The 17,588-nt window shown below is 61.3% G+C and carries 9 protein-coding genes; 6 read left to right on the plus strand and 3 right to left on the minus strand.

Annotated elements, in window-relative coordinates:
* Positions 1 to 458: 458 nt before the first annotated feature.
* On the minus strand, positions 459 to 2,291 hold the full coding sequence (locus tag L0U82_RS03055) for a hypothetical protein (protein ID WP_233828409.1): 1,833 nt from the start codon (positions 2,289 to 2,291) through the stop codon (positions 459 to 461).
* Positions 2,292 to 2,370: 79 nt separating this feature from the next.
* Entirely contained in the window at positions 2,371 to 2,991 is a 621-nt protein-coding gene (locus L0U82_RS03060; RefSeq protein ID WP_233828410.1) for a hypothetical protein, read from the minus strand.
* 352 nt (positions 2,992 to 3,343) lie between these two features.
* Between L0U82_RS03060 and L0U82_RS03065 the strand changes: the two genes are divergently transcribed.
* From L0U82_RS03065 to L0U82_RS03085, 5 genes are all read left to right on the plus strand, one after another.
* Positions 3,344 to 3,739, plus strand: a complete 396-nt coding sequence (locus tag L0U82_RS03065) for a hypothetical protein (protein WP_233828411.1) — start codon at positions 3,344 to 3,346, stop codon at positions 3,737 to 3,739.
* 220 nt (positions 3,740 to 3,959) lie between these two features.
* Entirely contained in the window at positions 3,960 to 5,828 is a 1,869-nt protein-coding gene (locus L0U82_RS03070; protein ID WP_233828412.1) for an SIR2 family protein, read from the plus strand.
* Between the two features lie 721 nt (positions 5,829 to 6,549).
* Positions 6,550 to 8,085: a Dyp-type peroxidase gene (locus L0U82_RS03075; RefSeq protein ID WP_233828414.1), complete on the plus strand. Its 1,536-nt coding sequence runs from the start codon at positions 6,550 to 6,552 to the stop codon at positions 8,083 to 8,085.
* Positions 8,086 to 8,219: 134 nt separating this feature from the next.
* A complete protein-coding gene (locus L0U82_RS03080; protein ID WP_233828415.1) occupies positions 8,220 to 12,077 on the plus strand; it encodes a galactose oxidase-like domain-containing protein in 3,858 nt (1,285 codons plus the stop codon).
* A 322-nt stretch (positions 12,078 to 12,399) separates the two neighbouring features.
* Entirely contained in the window at positions 12,400 to 14,850 is a 2,451-nt protein-coding gene (locus L0U82_RS03085) for a two-partner secretion domain-containing protein (protein WP_233828416.1), read from the plus strand.
* A 79-nt stretch (positions 14,851 to 14,929) separates the two neighbouring features.
* Here the strand turns inward: L0U82_RS03085 and L0U82_RS03090 are convergent, their stop codons facing one another.
* On the minus strand, positions 14,930 to 16,624 hold the full coding sequence (locus L0U82_RS03090) for a ShlB/FhaC/HecB family hemolysin secretion/activation protein (protein ID WP_267929301.1): 1,695 nt from the start codon (positions 16,622 to 16,624) through the stop codon (positions 14,930 to 14,932).
* A 690-nt stretch (positions 16,625 to 17,314) separates the two neighbouring features.
* On the opposite strand from L0U82_RS03090, the gene L0U82_RS03095 reads away from it, so the two are divergent.
* Positions 17,315 to 17,578, plus strand: coding sequence for a hypothetical protein (locus L0U82_RS03095; protein WP_233828417.1), 264 nt, complete (start codon positions 17,315 to 17,317; stop codon positions 17,576 to 17,578).
* The last annotated feature ends 10 nt before the right edge of the window (positions 17,579 to 17,588 follow it).

Genomic DNA, 17,588 nt, shown 5'->3' on the forward strand with positions numbered 1-17,588 from the left:
TGATGGGCTAACTTGATGCGTGTCGTTTTGCGCGTCGTCTCGCGCCCGTAGCAGTAGCTTGCCGGCTACTGCTACGGGCGTGTGTTTTTTCGCGGGTGAAGTTGTGGCATTCGAGCCGCCGATGCGAAGCAGGCCGGGGGCTCGATTTGTGCATCAACGCGTATCGCGAGGAAGGATCGCTCGTTGCTGCAATTCGATCGCTCTGTTTTCAATCTGTCGGTATTTGCCGTGCGATGCGGTGCGATGCGGTGCCGTTGGCTTGGATATCGCGCTGGGGCGTTGATACGTGTGGCGCGTTGGCTTGTGTATTGCGCCTCGCGCTTGGTCATATCGCTAGCGGATGATCGGGTGGTGGCGGAGCAGGTGAGTTACTACCGTTGCAGCGAGCCGCGACTACGGCGCTTGGTTGTCGCGTGACGTATATCTTCGCGCTCCGCCGGACGCGTGCTGGCATCAGATTAGTGATGCGTGCTCACATAACGCATCGCGGGCAATGGGCCTGTCACGGAGTCCGCTTGCGGCTCGATTTGCAGTTCGGATTCGCGCATCGCGTTCGTTGCCAGACGCCGTGCCGCCTTGCTGCTGGAATCGATCTGTAGCGCGATGCCGGCGTCGCGCGACGTACAGGCAAGGTGCCCGATGGAGCCGCAGCTGCGCGCGAGGCTCAGCAGCGCATCGCGTTGCTGTTCTAGCGTATGTACCGTGGCGCGCAGACGGCGTGCCTCACGGTTGTCGGGCTGCGCGGCGATGGCCGCGGCGAGGTGCGCTTTCGCCGCCGACAAATTGTTCGCTTTCATACTGGCACGCGCCGCTCTCAGAGACTGCGCCGCTTCGGCGCGCTGTTTGTCTTCCGCGCTGATCGGCTGAGGGGCAGCAGCGCGTACAGGAGCCGGTGTTGCAGATGCGATGCGGTGTTGCGTGGGCAGCGTAGCGGCCTGTGGTGTAGTCGACGGCGCGATCGGTGCCGAGGCCGATGCTGTAGTTGGCGCAGGCCGGGCCGATGCGAGGTTTTGCGCGACGACGACGGGGCGTTGTTGTGTGGTGGCGCTTGATCGGCTATCGACGTGCAATTTTCCTCCCGCGCTGGTCGGCTGAGCGGCAGCAACGTGCGTGGAATCGGGCGCTGCCGACACGATGCGGCGTTGCTCAAGTGGCGCTGCAGCTGGTGCCGTGACAGGTGCAGGCGCGGCCGACGCAAACTTCTGCGCGGTGACGGCAGGCTGCTGTTGCGCGATGGCGTTCGGCCGCACATCGACGTGCGATTTTCCCCCTGCGCTGGTCGGCTGAGCGGCAGCGACGCGAGCGGAGTCAGGCAGTGCCGGCGCGACCTTGTGCTGCTCGGCAGGCAATGTAGCTGATGGTGTGGCCGGCGCAGGCCGCAGCGACGCAGCGTTCTGCGCGACGACGCTCGGCTGCTGCTGCGCAATGGCGCTTGGCTGTACATCGACGTGCGATTTTTCCCCTGCGCTAGTCGGCTGAGTGGCAGCAACGCGAGCGGAGTCAGTGAGTGCCGGCGTGACCTTGTGCTGCTCGGCAGGCGACGTAGCCGACGGTGTAGCCGGCGCAGCTCGGACCGAAGCAGCGTTCTGCGCGACGACAGTCGGCTGCTGCTGCGCGACGGCGCCAGGCCGTACATCGACGCGCGATTTCTCCTCCGCACTAGTCGGCTGAGCGGCAGCGGCGACGTGCGCGGAATCAGGCAGTGCCGGCGCGACCTTGTCCTGCTCGGCCGGCAACGCAGCCGGTGGTGTGGCCGGCACAGTCCGAACCGACGCAGCGTTCTGCGCGACGACGCCCGGCTGCTGCTGCGCGACAGCGCCAGGCCGTACATCGACATGCGATTTTTCCGCCGCGCCAGTTCCCCCCGCATCTGCAACCGCACCAGCCGGCTTGCCATTCTGCGCGGACACATCGCGCGCAGCCCCCGCCGACGCCGCCCTGCGCCAATCATCGCCGTGGATGCAGACCAGATACACAGCCGAACTCACCGCCAGCACCGACGCCGCCATCACGATGCGGCGGCGCGAACGCTTTTGGGTTTTCGCGGCCAACTCGGCTTCGTCGATCGAATCGTACGGATAGACCAGCGTGTCCGGCGACGGCTGCCAGAATCTGCGTTGCGTACCCGGCCGCGTGACATACAAACCCGGCATCTGGGCGGCTTGCGCAGCCGACCCGTCCAGCCCGAGCGAATGACACGCGATACACGGAGAGAAGCGGCCCTTGATAGGCGCGCCGCAGTTCTCGCAGCGGCGGGGCTCGGGCTGATTGACAGTCGGATAGTTGGACATGGCCGGTCGCTCTCGGGCGTTCTATGACGACGCCTCGGTCAAGGGAACAGATAACGGCAACGAGATTCGCAAGCGTGAACTACTGAACGACGTACCCGCGCGCCTGCATGCATGCGCCGTAGGCGGCCCAATAGCGCGTCATCGGCGGCTCGGGCGCGGGCAGCGGCGGCAGTTTGACGTCCGATGCCGCGCTCGCCTGCAACGATGCGCTCGCTGCATCCGATGCGCCGAGGGGCGCGCTCGCGCCGGCAGCCATCGTCGGCGAGGCTGCCGAAGCGCCCGCCGCGGCGGTGGCCGCGCCGCGCGAACCGTCGGCACCCGTCACCGCGCCGCTCGCCGGCTTCGCCGCCGACGCCCCAAGGGGGCCGGCCGCGATTGCCGCGAGCGCCTCGCTGGCGGCGTCCGGCATGCTCGCGGCATAGGGCAGCGGCGTGGCGGAGAACGAACTCGGCGGCAGCGGCGGCTTGGCCGGCGCGCCGGTCGACGAGCCTTTTGCCGCCGGCGCCGGGCGCGGCGGGATCTGCGGCTCGCGCACGATATTGACCTTGCTGACGCGGCTCGCTTCCGCGTAGCACAGCGCCGTGTCGACGCCGCGTTCGTAGGGGCTCTGACTGCGGATCGGGTAAGTGAGCGGTTGCCACGCGAACGCGGCACTGCTCGTTACCAGCAGCGTCAGTACGGTATATGTTCTAAATGCCATCGCAGTCACTCCCGCAGCGATGTTTCGCCGTTTGTTAGTGTTGTCCGCGTGGACTTTCGATGTATGTCTGTTTGTCCACATGCCGCGCGCCCGGTTCGAGCGTCGCGTCCGGTCCTTCGTCGAGCCGAAGCACTTCGCGGTGCACGGTGCTCGACGTCGCTGTCCGGCAATGCGTGGCCGGGCAGGCTATCGAATGCTGCTTTTACGAGCGTAGCACCGGGGACCGGCGATGCAACGCGCCGCATAACGGGCGAAAACGCCATCGTGCTGTCTATTGAGGACATCGCGTCGGCGCGGCGCGGGAGCGCGGGACAATTCACTGGGCGCAATGCCAGACCGTCAGGAGTCGAAGATGAAAAAGTTGCCGTATTGCCGCCGTCCGTTATGCATAGCAGTATTTTTGTCGCTGCCGTTGCTCGTCATGCCGCTGACCGGTCACGCGAGCGAGGAGAGCGCGAACCTGAAGATCGAAGCGGCCGGCGAGCGCGCAAGCTTCGCGCAGGCGTTTTGCGCGGTGCCGCCCGAGCGCATCGATGCGTACAAAGCTCAACTCAGACAAAGATTGACCGAAGCGACTCATTTCGATCAGCACTGGGATACCGGCTGGCGTCGCGGGCAAAGCAATGATCGGCAGATGAGCGCGCTGCGCGAGCGCGACCCGGCGGAGTTCGAGTCGCGCATCAAGGTCAATTGCGAGCGGTTGAAGTGGATGGCGCGCAATGCGTTGCGTGCGCCGGGGGAGAAGTGACGGGGCGCAAATCGATCCGCGCGATTAAAGCTTGAAGTCGTTGCTATGCCCAATGGATAGCGCACGCGAGTGTTGGCGCCGCTTCGATCGAAATCCCTTCTGCGGATCTACAGGACGCTTGCGGGATGCCGATAAAGAAGAGTCAGTTTCCGGTAGCTCATCGTTAAATTTCCTCGCGCGTAGAACAGCGCCGCTAACAGCAAACACGACAGAAGACGACATGACCGCGGAACAACTCAGTGAATGGATCGAACGGTCCAACGACATCAATTTTCGGTTGCTGCAGACTCAGGCGCGCTCATCGCTCGGTCTCGTTCCTTTTATAGGAGCGGGGGTATCGCGCGCCTATGGATTCAAAGACTGGAAAAGTATTCTGCGTGCCGCCGCGCCGCCCTACGCGATCGGGGCAGTCGATGCGGCGCTCAGCGCGAACGATTACGAAGGCGCCGCCGAACATCTGCTCGAAAAACTCGGCGCGGATGGATTTCAAAGCATGGTGACGGCGCTGTCGGGCGATCAGCAGCTCGCGGGGTTTGACGTTCTCACCGGACCGGCCACGTTGCTGCCGTTGATTGCGGAAGGTCTGGTCGTTACAACCAACTTCGATGGCGTGCTCGAGCGGGTGTTCGACGAAGCCGGCGCATCATTCGAGTCCGTGATTTCGGGACCTCGGCCTGATCTGACGATCGTGGCGCTGCAGGAAAACCGGCACGCGCTGATCAAGCTTCACGGCGATTGGCGGGACCGCGTCGGCAGGACCTTTGCGAAGTCGGACTACGACGCTAACTACGGCACGGCTCAACCGGGCAAAAAACGTGAGTTGCTGGATGGTCTTGAGCGGTTGTTGTTTTCCAGCAGGTCGATGTTATTTCTCGGCGCAAGTCTGAACGCGGATCGGACCGTGGAAATGCTGAAAGAGGTGCACAACGCCTACGCCGGCATTCGGCACTTCGCGATTTTGAGCGCACCCAGCGAGGACAACCTGGAGACTCGCGAAGCTCAACTGCGAGATTGCGGAGTACTGCCGTTGTGGTACCAGGTCGATCACGATGGGGACCATAACCGTCAGGTCGACAAACTGCTGCGAGAAATTATCGAGCGGATGTCGGTCAGGAATGTCGAGTTGCCGAAGCCTGCTGCGGCGGGTGCCACGACGGCTCCGACGTCGGCTGCCGTAAAGCCGGTGCCATTCACGCAACCGCAGCGCACGTCGGTCGCCGAGAACCTTGATGTCCATTTCGAGAGACTGGTTGGCGACATTGAAAGAGGCGCGGTGACATTCTTTCTTGGCTCGGCGATCCACACGCCGACCCGATTGATGGCCAACGAGTTTTATAAGAGATTGGCGATTCTGTTCGATTGCACCGCGCTCGACACCGACAATTTCGCGGTAGCGCAATTTATCGCCGACCGGCATGGCCGAGACACACTCGACGCGCAGATCTGCCGATTCTTCGAGCAAACCGATTTGATGCCTCGCGTGACGCACGAGGTGTTTGCGAACTGGAACCTCTATAACGCGAAGCGCGGCAAGCCGCTGCCATATCCGACCGTCATCACGACAAACTACGACGACATTCTTGAGCAGACGCTCAGTGCGTCGAATGTTCCTTATCACCTGTTCTCTTACCAGGCGACGGGTGCTCATAAAGGGCTGTTTTATCACCGCACGCCGGGCGGCGAATTGCGTGTTATCGAGCGCCCCAAGAATGTCACGGCGCTTGAAGAGCCCGGCTTTATCGTTGTGAAATTGAACGGAGGGATGGATTTCCGCAATCAGATCCCGACGACTTTCGTGACGACGAGGCTCGACTACTGGGATCTTGCCGCACGCATCCCTCAGGTCTTGCCGGCAATCGTCAGGAAGCAGCTTTCTTCCAGTCGATTGCTATTTCTTGGGCACGGTCTCGCCGCGCAGGATGTCGAGGCACTCGTGCGGTATACCCACCTGGGCCGGCCCGAGGCAAAGTCCTGGGCAGTTACGCTCAAAAGCGATCATCACGCGTATTGGCTGCAGTGCGGGGTCGAAATTCTGCAATATGACGTCAACGAATATGTCGGCGAACTGGGTGCCCGTTTACTTGGGTGAATGTTGCGGCACTCGAAATTGCCCGTCATTTCCACAGGCGACCCGACGCGAGCCGGTCTGGATATTTCCAGTCGACGCGTCGGGCGCGGTCTCCAATGCGGTTTGCTGGGCGCTTGCATGCGGCCGCGTTCAATGCACAACGGCCACTCCATCCCGCCAATTCGGATTGACCGTACACGACGTTAGAGTGCCATGTCGCTCAAGGTCAGCAGCATCCCGGCGAAGTAATTGACTCCAATCGATTTGCCGTTTCGCAATTCCCGCCATTGATGTCTGAAAACAGTAGCCGCTTGCCGCGAAATGCCTCGCGCGTCACTTCCACCAACGTATAAGCGCGTGCGAATGCGGGGCGCATAACGTCCCTGCAAGTGTTCGGTTCCGCACGGAGCACGCCCGTTTCTGCGTTTGCAGAACCGATGGGGCGGACCTATACCACATTGGCGCGCAAGCGGAAGCTCATCGAGGCGACGTTGTGCGAACGGGAAAGATGGTCGCCGAACGCCTATCGCCCCGCGAGATGTGAACTTCCAGGATTTTCCGAATAGATTCGAAATGCGAATCTATGAAAAGACAATGAGTGGCGAACAAGCGCCATATCGTTGGTATTTATCTGGTTACAGCTTCATCGCCATGAATTGAGTGCGATGCCACCTCGCATGCGCAGGAAGCGCTTTGCGTAGCTAGTCGAAGGAAGAGATCCCGATTCTCGAAGGAGCCTAAGATGAGCAACCTGGCAAACAACTTGCACCTGATACAAGGGAACATATTCGGCGGATTCAATAAGGACTTTCAGGATTTTATCTTTCTGAAGTTCAAGTCGGCTTCTGCGGGGCGGGCGTGGATTGCGCGGCTCGCATCGGATGACTTCGATCCTGGCGTCGCCGGAAGCAACAGCGCGGAAGTGCTCAATTTCAACGGTCAATTCAAGGCTCTGCTGGCGCAGGGCCTCGAGCCGGAAAAATATCTTGCCGCATCCTGGGCGAACGTTGGGCTGACATTCGCTGGTCTCAAAGCACTCGGCATCAAGTCCGCCGACCTGGATCTCTTCCCGGAAGAATTCAAGGAGGGTATGGCAGCACGGGCCGACTTGCTTGGCGACCGCGACTCCAGCGCGCCCGACAAGTGGAATGTGCCTTTCAAGAATCTCGACGACGTGCATGCGTTGCTTATTGTCGCGGCCGATTCCGATGCCTTGCTAAAAGCGCGAGTCGATGCGATTAAAGACGACAGCACTTTTGCACCGGGCGTGGATATTCTTGGCGTGGTATGCGGACGGGCACGTCTCGGCGAGGCCAGCGGTCACGAACACTTCGGCTTCAAGGATGGTGTATCGCAGCCGGGAATACGAGGCGTGACGCCACCGAGCGACCCCATCGGCAACCCAAACCAGGGGCAGCCGGGTCAAGACTTGCTCTGGCCCGGGGAATTCGTGCTGGGATATCCGACGCAAATCGATCATGCCGATCCCAACGTTGACGGTCCCAATCCGAACGCCGGCCCACTTAGTGTTGCGAAGCCGGCCTGGACGTCAAACGGTTCATACCTTGTTTTCCGACGACTCGAGCAGGACGTGCCGAACTTCGAAAGTCACGTACGCGAGTTGGCACTTGCCAATAACATTTCAGCCGAACTAATGGGAGCGAGACTGGTGGGGCGCTACAAGAGCGGATGCCCACTCGAAATGCGCAGCTTCGCACCCGATCTCGCCACCGGGTCCGGGGGCGATCCTGGCCTTGCCAACCCGCAACTCACCGACAATGACAACTTCAACAACAACTTCGAGTTCGGTGAGGACGCGGACGGAGAAATTTGTCCACTTGCCGCGCACATTCGCAAGGCTTATCCGCGCGATGAGCAGACGACGAGCAAGGCCGCGGACAGCGAAAGTATCACGCAGACCCACAGGATTTTGCGGCGCGGCATCGCGTATGGAGGTTCGATCGGAGATAAGGTCAACGGAAAGGTGAGCGACCCCCGTGGGCTGGTGTTCGTTTGTTATCAGCGAAGCATCAAGGATCAGTTCGAGTTCATCCAGACACATTGGGTCAACGAAGAGACTTTCCCTCTATTTCCGTCGAGCCGCCCCACACCTGGTGTCGATCCGATCATTGCTCAAAATGCTAAAGGTTCGTTTCAGGTAGGAAAAAGCGCGGCTGCGATAACCGTGAAGCACTTCGTCAGAACCGACGGCGGTGCTTATTTCCTTGCTCCGTCAATCGCTGCATTGCAAGACATCGGCGCGGGCAAACATAGCTGATTAACCTGCTGTCCGGGATGGGGTCGCGTGGCCGCTCTTTCCTGGCTTCGACCTGCCCGTGAATACTTGACGGTGCGCTGAGAGAGAAATATTCGAGACATTTGTTTCGGATACCGATTGGTAGGGGTCGTCAGATGGGCGTACTTCTGCAGGGCTTTTTCAAGTTGCCGCCGAACCGTGCGTTGCCGTCGCCAGCGGATGGCAGTCAAAGGACCTGGTGGTGGGACCGATTGGCCGCGGAGGCTCACGACCTGGGCCTTGCCGGCTTCACTGCTGTCTGGCTGCCGCCCGTGCTCAAGACGGCATCGGGGGCCAACCAGGGCGCGGATGGCTACGGTGCATTTGACGACTACGACATCGGCTCCAGGCGGCAAAAGGGATCGGTGCAGACGCGCTACGGATCACGCGAGCAGTTGCAACGCTGCGTCGCTGTTCTGCGTGCCAACGGACTCGATGTGTACCTGGACATGGTGGAACATCAAAGATCAGGCGACACGACGCCTTTCGTGTTTCGCTATCCCGGGGCAGACGGTTCGCCGAATCGCGGACGCTTCCCAAAGGATCCGTCCAATTTCGTTGGAGCACACGCGCCTCAGGTGCCTCGCGACCCCAACCTCGGCGGACCGGTCGCCGATGATTTTCCGTTCGGACGCGAACTGGCGCCGATCAACGCGAAACCGTCGCGCTATGTTTTCAACAATCTCATCGCTGCCGCTGACTGGATGACGCGCGCACTCGACGCGCAGGGTTATCGGATCGACGACGTGAAAGGGCTTTCGACAGACTTTCTGCTCCCGTTTCTGAATAGCAAAGCGATGGCGGGAAAGTTCGCTGTCGGAGAATTCTTCGATGGGAACCGTGCGCTGATCAACCAGTGGATATTCAATCCAAAAGGGATGGCGGGGCGCCCGAGCGCGTTCGACTTTCCATTGAAGTTCCTGCTCAATGGCATGTGCAACAATCCCGGTCGCTTCAACATGGCCGACCTCGATCATGCGGGGCTGGCCGGCATCTCGCCGATGAACGCGGTCACGTTCGTCGAGAACCACGATACGGACCTCCAGAGCGCGCAGAAGATCGTCGCGAACAAGATGTTGGCCTATGCCTACATCCTGACCTCGGAGGGGTATCCGTGCGTGTTCTACAAGGACTACAGCACCAGCCCCGAATGCTACGGGCTCAAGCCGCAAATCGATAACCTCATCTGGATCCACGAGGTGTTGGCCGCTGGCACGACGGTGCAGAGATGGAAGGACTTCGATGTCTTTGCCTATGAAAGAAAGGGCGGTCCGCATCTCCTGGTGGCGCTGAACAACGATCCCGGCGGCATGCGAACGATCCGGGTGGACACCGGGTTCGGTTCCAACGTCCTGTTGCACGACTACACGGGACATGGGGCTGACCTGATGACGGACGAGACCGGCGCGGTGACGGTGAGCGTGCCCGTGAACTCGAACGGATTGGGATACGTCTGCTATAGCCGCAGTGGTCAGGATAGGGCGTTGGCCCCGGCATCGCATGGCGTGAGCCAGGATTTCGAAGGTGCGGCCGACCTCGACATCCTGCCTTGCAGGAACGGCACGACAGTCGACGCAGGCAGGATATGGTGTGCGCAAGGCTCGCCCGTCACGGCGACATTGACGCTCGATCGTTCGGGTTGGAACGCTTCGTCCAGAGTAAGCCTGGAGCTGCTGGCTCCCGACAACATTCAAAAGGAAACGATCACGCTGACGAGCGCGAATGCGCCGACGCTGACAACGACTGCGGGCAAGGAAGGTTTTTACACGCTTCGAGTGACCGCGGCTGGGTTGCCTGCGTCGAACGCGGATCACCAGTACAAGGTCTCGGCCAGCTTTAAGGCCCCCTTGAAACTGGGACTGGAGACGACCGCTCCCGAGCCCGATCCGGCCAGACTGGGACGTTGGTCGACGCCGATCGACCTTAAAAACGTCGCGATCCACGCGCATCTGCTGCCGACGGGCAAAATTCTTTACTGGGGCCGTCGAAAAGAGTTCGGCTCCGATGTCTTTGCCACGCTCAACGACCACGTCTCCCAAACCTACTTATGGGATCCGGAAACCGGGACCAGCACCGAGACGAAGAACCAGCCGACATTGAAAGACGGCACCACCGTCAACCTGTTCTGCTCCGGTCACACGTTCCTCGCGGACGGAAGATTGATGGTCGCGGGAGGGCATCTGTTCGACAGCCAGGGCGTCAACCAGAGCTGCATCTATGATCCCGCGACGGATCTGTGGACAGCCGAAGAACCGATGAACAACGGCCGGTGGTACCCCTCTGCCGTGACGCTGCCCGACGGCGGAGCGCTGGTGTTGTCCGGGTCCTTTGCATCAGGTCCGTTGCAACCGCCACCGAACAATACCGTCGTCAACCCAACGCCGCAGGTCTGGCGAGGGACCGGATGGCAATCGCTGCACGACTTCGATGATGGGTTGACGCTGTTTCCGCGGCTCCACATCGAGCCAAAGCAGGGACATGTTTTCATGTCGGGCGCACAAGGAGAAAGTTTCTTTCTGGATACGAGCGGTGGAGGCGCCTGGATACGTGGCCCGTCTCGCGCGCTGGGTCTTCGGGATTACGCACCATCAGTGATGTACGACACGGGCAAGGTGATTTACATCGGTGGCGGTCTTGACGCCGGTACGAACCTGCCCGCGAGCGGTGCCGAAACGATAGATCTGGGTTCCCCGAATCCGGCGTGGCACCCAACCTCACCAATGCATTTTCGGCGGCGCCAGCACAACGCGACGATCCTTCCGAACGGCACCGTGCTTGTCACCGGTGGAACCCAAGGGCCGAACTTCAACGATGTGGATATCGGTTCCCCGATCCACGCGGCGGAAATCTGGGATCCGGCAACCGGAACGTGGACCATCATGGCGGAAGAAGCGGTTGATCGTTGCTATCACTCGACCGCGGTGCTGCTTCCCGACGGACGCGTATTCAGTGCCGGCGGTGGCGAATACGCTCCCGAAAACAACGTGGCAAATCCGGCGAAGGACACGCACTCGAACGCGCAACTATTCTCTCCGCCGTACATGTTTCGTCAGCGTCCGACTTTCTCGGGCGCGCCGGACGAGATCTTCTATGGCGACGCAGTCACGCTGCAAGTTGCAAACGCAATCACAATCACGACAATAACCTTGATACGGCTTGCGTCGGTCACGCACTCATGCGATCAGAACCAGCGGTTAAGCAAGCTCACCTTCGAAAAGGGCGCCGCTACGTTGAAGGTCACGGCACCAGCGAACCCAAACGTCTGTCCGCCGGGTCACTACATGTTGTTCGTGGTGGACGCCGAAGGAACGCCTTCCGTGGGCCATATTGTGCGCATCGCAGCGCGTCAGGCCGCGCCGGCGGCGTTCGTGCCGAGGGGCGTCGTTTTCAACGAAGCGCGGCCCGGTCCCGTCGAAAAAGACGTGGAGACGCGTCGAACGGCGACAACGCCGCTCGTCACCGTGGGGATCACGCCGACCTGCCTGTATGGACTGGCGGGTTGCTGGGGCGGCGCGAAGGGCGCGTTGCGCCGGCTGACAGGAGTCGAAAGCGTTCTCGAGGAGGCCAATGCCTATACGTCGACTGCTTCGGTCTTCCTGAAGGATGACAGACTGCCGGATCTCGACATCTGGCGCCAGGAATTTGGGCGCATCGCCAATGCATCGTACTCATTGCGCGGGATCGAGATGAGCCTGAGCGGCACGATCGAGGAGAAAGATGGATTGCTGATATTGCTCGGCAATCAAACAAGGCCAACGGTCTGGCTGGCACCGCTCGAGGCCAGCGCTAAAGTGCAATGGAATTTCGCTACGAAATCAAACTGGCCGCTGGAACCGGACGAAGCAACCGCCTACGAGAGACTGAGACAGCTTCTGAGTGACCCGATGCGCGAAGGCGCGTCGGTAACGGTCACCGGTGCGTTGTTGAAGCATGAACATGGATTCTTCGTCGAAGTTAGAACCTTCACTGTCTGAACCATGGTCTCGACGCGTCGATTGTCAGCGATGCGGAAGACAAGTCCGAACACGAAGGCTCAGCATCATCGTGTCCGCTGACGACGAATACGCACCATATGTGCGCTTCCCCACGTACGCGACGATGCGTCGGCTTTCTTCTAGCGAATGAACAATATGCTTGAGGACGGGCTTCTAACGGAGACGCCACGGATGTCACCCGTTACAGCCCGGTCCAGATCCTGGACGGAAAACACGTGCCCAGACGCTCGGGCTTGCGCGGTTCCGGGCGGCGCTGCGAGCTATTGGCAAGTAATCCGCGCCCACGCTGAAAGAGGGATGTATGACACGTTCAGGACGATCTCCGCTTGCGCGATGCATAACGCATCGTCAGAAATCAGCCGGACGCATCTGGCTCGTGATCGGCATTTCATTCGCAGAACTCTACCTGACGCACACCGCGTGCGCGGCGGGCGTCCTACCCAACGGCGGCCGGTATGTCGCCGGCACCGGCACGATAGCGGGCACGAGCAACGGACTCGTGATCACACAACCCGGTTCGACACACGGTGTGATCGACTGGAACAGCTTCTCGATCGGCGCGAACAACAGCGTCACGTTCAATAACGGCAATGGCGCGACGCTGAACCGGGTGACGGGTGGTTCGCCCTCCGCGATCCTCGGCAGGCTCAGCGCAACGGGCAGCCTGTATGTGATCAATCCGCAGGGCGTCGTCGTGGGGCCATCCGGAACGGTGACGACGGGCGGACGCTTCGTAGCATCCACGCTGGACGCAAGCGACAGCGCGTTCATGAACGGCGGCGCGCTTGTTCTGTCGGGCAATTCGGACGCGAGCGTGATCAACCTCGGCAAGATCAGTTCGACCGGCGGCGACATCTTCCTGATCGCGCGACACGCCGTGACCAACGCCGGCACTATCACAGCGCCGAACGGCACGGCCGAACTGGCCGTCGGCGAACAGGTGCTGTTGCAGGACTCGGCCAGCAGCAAACAGGTGCTCGTGCAGACCGGTAGCCAGGGTACGGTTCTCAACAGCGGAAGCATCGCGGCCGCGCAGATCAGCCTGCAGGGCGCCGATGGCAACGTGTTTGCGCTCGCCGGCGGTGGCACGCGCATCCGCGCGACGGGCACGGCGAATCGCGACGGCCATGTGTGGCTCGTCGCCGACGGCGGCCGTGTCGAGCAGTCGGGCGTGATCACGGCCACCAACGCAAACGGCAGCGGTGGAACGGTCGACACCGACGCGGCGCGCATGGCGTTCGGCGCCACGGCAGCCGTGCATGCGGGCGAATGGAATCTCTCGACGCCCAGCTTCACGATCGACCAATCCGCTGCACGCGCACTGGGCGGCAGCCTGAATTCAGGCACTTCCGTCCATGTGGCCACGACAGGCACGACAGGCGCGACGGGCGACATCGACGTCGCATCGAAACTGAACTGGAGCGGTCCCGCTTCGCTGACGCTCGCCGCGTACCGCGACGTGTCGATCAGGAGCGGTGCGACGATCGCGAACCAGGGCGCGGGCAATCTCAGCTTGCGCGCCGACGCAACCGGCATCGACAACGGCGGCGGCATCACCAACAAAGGCACGCTCGACTGGTCGAAGAGCACCGGTGCGCTGAGTGCTTTCTACGACATGAACGGCACATACGTTGCCGGTACCCAACTGAGCAATCCGGCATGGATGCCCGCCGCATTCAGCGGCCTCGTTACGCAGATCACCCCGTACAGGCTTGTGAACTCGCTGACCGATCTGTCGAATGTCGCCAACGATCTCAACGGTAACTACGCGCTCGGCAGGAACATCGATGCGAGCGCGACGAGCAGCAGCCCCTTCGCTCCAATCGGCAACGTTAGCGCACCGTTCACGGGGCAGTTCGACGGACAAGGCAATACGATCACCTCGCTCACGCTGGGCGGGTTTCTGATTTACGGCGGGGACGAACCGCCACAGCCACTAGTGGGCATGTTCGGTGCAATCGGTACCCAGGGTGTCGTACGCAACCTCGGCATTTCGGGCACGGCGAATTCGACTAACGTGAGTGGGCTTATCGGATACCCGAGCTTCTATATGGGCATACTTGCCGGCCTGAACAACGGTACTGTCCTGCGCGTGAACACGGCCGGTACGGTGGCGACCCTGAATCCCAGCTCGGGGCTTCCGATCGACTTTTCGTCAGCCGGTGGGCTCGTGGGCGTCAACGCCGGCTCGATCCTGCGTTCTTCGAGCAGCGCCGCCGTCAGCTCGGGGGGGGCTTGGGTCGGTGGTCTGGTGGGCGAGAATGACGGCCTGATCAGCCAGTCGTTCGCCACGGGTCCTGTCGTGTCGTCGGGTTACAACGCCAAGGGCGGTGGTGGCCTCGCCGGCTCCAACACTGGCACGATCAGCCAGTCTTATGCAACCGGCTCTACGACGTTTCCGGGCTGCCGCTCCAGTCAATGCGGGGGGGCCGGCCTCGTCGCTTATAACTCGGGAACAATCACCCAGTCATTCGCAACCGGTCCGGTGAACCAGCCGGTGTTTTATGGACCGATCGGCATCGCGCGGTCCAATGTAGGCACGATTGCGAACGATGTGTACTGGAACACCGACACCACGGGCGCCACAATCGGCGTCGTGTACGGTACGCCGATTCCCGCGGCGAACGGGCTGACCACCGCTCAGATGAGCACGCCGACGTCTTTCGTCGGGTATGACTTCAGCTCGACGGGCGTGTGGGCGATGCCTGCCGGCGCGACGCATCCGGTGCTGCGCTGGCAACTGACGCAATAACCACGCGCGGAGTCAGTCAGTCGGGCTGCTTTCCGATAGGCCGCTAGGTGTCCGCGGCCAGACGTCGACAACCGACGCTTCACGTTCCGATCGACACATATAACAGCACGATCGGCGCCTTCGAGCCATTTGGCGTCGCCGGGCGTAACGGTGCGCCATACGTGCAGCGCAAATCCACGAACCGTGACCATTGGAAACGCACGCCCGCACCGACGCCCGCGAGCAGACCGGGGTTATTTTCCGCTGGCTGGTCGATCGTGTTCCATAGCCGGCCGGCGTCGAAAAACACGAAGGGCTGCACAGCCGCATTGCTCGCGCCGAGCGGGATCGCAGGCGTGCGCACCTCCGTCTGAATGTTCCAGCCGCGATCGCCCTGCGTGACATAGGGTTCGTAGCCTCGCACGCTGGACTCCCCGCCAAGCCCCATCTCCTCGCTCGGCAATAACGTGTTCGGAGTCCACTGAAACGTTCCGTTCGCGATCAGCGTGAAGCCGGCGCCAAGCGCGGTGGCGCGGGACGCCGTCAACTGCATATAAATGTACCGGGCCGTCGCGCCCTGCCGCGCGGCATTGAATGCCGCGTCCTGGTTGCTGCCGTCCAGTCCGCCCGGACTGGCGACGAGTGTCGCCGCGGCGTGCGCGGTGCCGGCCTCGGTCGGCTTGCTGATGTCGTAAGCCAGCACGAACTGGTGGATGTGCGTATTCGAGTTGAAGACCTGCGAGCCGCCGAATTCCAGATCGTTGTTGCTGCGCTTGAAGTCGTATCCGATCTGGATCAACTGTGCCGTGTCCGTGATGGTCGGCAAACGCAAGTCGTAGCGAAAGCTCAACTGCGCGGAAATGCCCGTTTGCCCATACGCGTCGGGCAAGCGTGGCGTGCTTTGCGCGTAGACGCCGAACAACTCGATGCTGTCGAGCCATGGCAGTGGCGCTGTGTAGTTCAGCGCGTGCGCGGTGAAGCGGGCGCGGTTGGGGCGGCCTTCGATATCCGGATTGCCGCTGAAGAAATCGTTGCTGGCCGTGAATTGATAGGCGATCTGCTGATCGAGACCAAACAGGTTGCCGTAGCCTACGCCTGCAAAAAAACGATCGCGGCCGAGATCCGGCACACCTTGATTGTCGTAACCCGCGCTGACCCGAAGCGGCAGACGGTCTTCGGTTTGCAACACGACGTCGGTGGTGCCCGCCGCATCGCCGGGCGTGAAAACAGCATCGACCCGTCGATAAGGGTTCGCGTTCAGCACGGCGAGCCCCTTCGACACCGACGCTTGCGGGATCGGTGCGCCGGGCTCGAGCGGCATTTCACGTTCCAGCAGACTGTTCGAAAAGTGGGTGTTGCCGCTTGCATGAACCCGACCCAGCCTGAATTCGGCAATGGCGATATGCACGACGCCCGAACTGACGTCCTGTTCCGGCACGTAGACGTCGACGAGCGGCTTTCCCGCCGCCCGGTAGTGCGCGACCACCGCGCGGCGTATTTCGGCGAGGCGACCGAACGTCAGCGGCTTGCCGAGGCCCGTCGCGAAGCTCTGCAGGAAGGCGTCGTCGAGTACTGGCAGTCCTCGCGCGATGATGGGTGCGGCCGGCGTCGGCGATGAAGGCATCGACGCGCCGGCGGGTTCGAAGACGAGCCCGGCCAGCCGGTCGACCGCGATCCGTGCGGACTCGATCTGCGTTTCTGATGACGATGGTGACGATGCGCTTCGCGGTACCGGTGGCGCGGGTTGCGGTGCCAGGTCACGCCATGCCTGCGCCGCTGCCGGTGAGGGATGCATGATGACAGCGATGCACGCCGCGATTATCAGAAAACCCGTGCAGTCGGTCGATCGCGGTTTCATCGAAATAGCCAGGTCGAGGACCCGTATCCGTGAAATGCCAACTTGCGGGAATCCAACTTGCGGGAATCCAACTCCGCATTGCGTTGGTTGAAATGAGCCGGGCAGAACGTGGTGATCTGTTGACAGGGATGCAATTCAACTTGCGTCGTCACGAAGTGAGTCCCGGTAAATGCGGTCAATGCATAGCCGCGGGACCGCTGTCTGACGTTTCCCCGGACATGCAAAGTACGCCAGTTATCGATCGATCAGCAATGTGTCTGCTGGGTGCTTCAGGATTATCTCGCCGCGCATATTCCTGACTTTTGCCGGGAGTATCGCTTCGCGCCCGCGACATCAGGTAGCGCGGCGGCACGATCAGTGCGCCAGATCTGTATGCGGCGGATACTCGCCAAAACCGAAGTGCTGATGATCTGATGATATTTGCTGGGCGCCAGTTGATCTGTTGGCTTTGGCACTGAGTTGCTGAGCGGCTGAGTCAGTCACGCCCGCCCCAATATCCGCTCCCGAACATAGGCGGTCGTTTCCTTTGCAGCAATATCTCCAGGTCATCTTCGCCTCGTGACCGGGCTGTAAAAGCGAAGCTCTATAATCGGTTCAGCAGCAGCCAACCCTTCTGACCGGATATGCATGATGACCACCCTGTCGATCCAGATGATCGCGCTCACTCCGTGCGACGACGCTGCAATCTGCTTCTCGGCGTACGCCTTTGGCTGGGGCTACCGCGCTTTCCGTCTACCGCATGAAGTAGTCTGCGAACAGCTAGGGGCACGCGATAGCAGTGAGCATCAGATCCAGCTCGCTTTCCAGTTAGGCAAACAGCGAGTCCTGGGCGCGATCGAACAGTACGGGCTGTCCTTGTATTCGGGCGAGCGCATTTCGCTGTCCCTTTGATTCACCCACA

The sequence above is a fragment of the Paraburkholderia sp. ZP32-5 genome (assembly GCF_021390495.1).
GTDB lineage: Bacteria > Pseudomonadota > Gammaproteobacteria > Burkholderiales > Burkholderiaceae > Paraburkholderia.

Excerpts from the sequence above, each read along its gene's own strand:
- L0U82_RS03080 (WP_233828415.1), top strand. The coding sequence starts at position 8,220 with ATGGGCGTACTTCTGCAGGGCTTTTTCAAGTTGCCGCCGAACCGTGCG.
- L0U82_RS03060 (WP_233828410.1), bottom strand. The coding sequence starts at position 2,991 with ATGGCATTTAGAACATATACCGTACTGACGCTGCTGGTAACGAGCAGT.
- L0U82_RS03095 (WP_233828417.1), top strand. The coding sequence starts at position 17,315 with ATGATGACCACCCTGTCGATCCAGATGATCGCGCTCACTCCGTGCGAC.
- L0U82_RS03090 (WP_267929301.1), bottom strand. The coding sequence starts at position 16,624 with ATGCATCCCTCACCGGCAGCGGCGCAGGCATGGCGTGACCTGGCACCG.
- L0U82_RS03065 (WP_233828411.1), top strand. The coding sequence starts at position 3,344 with ATGAAAAAGTTGCCGTATTGCCGCCGTCCGTTATGCATAGCAGTATTT.
- L0U82_RS03070 (WP_233828412.1), top strand. The coding sequence starts at position 3,960 with ATGACCGCGGAACAACTCAGTGAATGGATCGAACGGTCCAACGACATC.
- L0U82_RS03085 (WP_233828416.1), top strand. The coding sequence starts at position 12,400 with ATGACACGTTCAGGACGATCTCCGCTTGCGCGATGCATAACGCATCGT.
- L0U82_RS03075 (WP_233828414.1), top strand. The coding sequence starts at position 6,550 with ATGAGCAACCTGGCAAACAACTTGCACCTGATACAAGGGAACATATTC.
- L0U82_RS03055 (WP_233828409.1), bottom strand. The coding sequence starts at position 2,291 with ATGTCCAACTATCCGACTGTCAATCAGCCCGAGCCCCGCCGCTGCGAG.